The organism is Clostridium tarantellae, assembly GCF_009295725.1.
Taxonomy (GTDB): Bacteria; Bacillota; Clostridia; order Clostridiales; family Clostridiaceae; genus Sarcina; species Sarcina tarantellae.
In genome coordinates, this window is record NZ_WHJC01000596.1 from 1 (window position 1) to 664 (window position 664).

Genomic DNA, 664 nt, shown 5'->3' on the forward strand with positions numbered 1-664 from the left:
TCCTCATTCGGAAATCTTCGGATCTCAGACTATGTGCGTCTACCCGAAGCTTATCGCAGCTTATCACGTCCTTCATCGGCTCCTGATGCCAAGGCATTCACCATACGCCCTTTGTAGCTTGACCTATGCTAGTTCTTTCAAATCTATGATTTAGTAAAAGAACTGTACTCAGCTTTGCTGAGTTTCATTTTAGCAATTAGTTCTCTATTACAAAGAATAGTAAAATTTAATTGGCTTTATCTTCAACTTTATTAACTTATGTGCAATTTTCAAAGAACAAAATGGTGGGTCTAAATGGACTCGAACCATCGACCTCACGCTTATCAGGCGTGCGCTCTAACCAGCTGAGCTATAGACCCATAATGGTGGAGGTAAGGAGATTCGAACTCCTGACCCCCTGCGTGCAAGGCAGGTGCTCTCCCAACTGAGCTATACCCCCATATTATTAATTTTTATTAAGAAACTTTAATTTTAGTCTCTCAAAATTAAACAGATAATTAAGTAGCAATTCATATCATCTTAGTTATCCTAAGATGTATTTCCTTAGAAAGGAGGTGATCCAGCCGCAGGTTCTCCTACGGCTACCTTGTTACGACTTCACCCCAATCGCTGACCCTACCTTCGGCCGCTGCCTCCTTGCGGTTAGCTCACGGACTTCGGGTAT

Annotated in this window: 2 tRNA genes and 2 rRNA genes; all 4 read right to left on the reverse strand. The window is 42.3% G+C overall.

The features are described 5' to 3' along the window. A 23S ribosomal RNA gene (locus GBZ86_RS16530) occupies nucleotides 1-124 on the reverse strand; the annotation flags it as partial. Between the two features lie 158 nt (nucleotides 125-282). Next, nucleotides 283-359, reverse strand: a tRNA-Ile gene (locus GBZ86_RS16535). 4 nt (nucleotides 360-363) lie between these two features. After that, a tRNA-Ala gene (locus GBZ86_RS16540) sits at nucleotides 364-439 on the reverse strand. A gap of 108 nt (nucleotides 440-547) precedes the next feature. After that, nucleotides 548-664: ribosomal RNA gene (locus tag GBZ86_RS16545) — 16S ribosomal RNA — on the reverse strand; the annotation flags it as partial.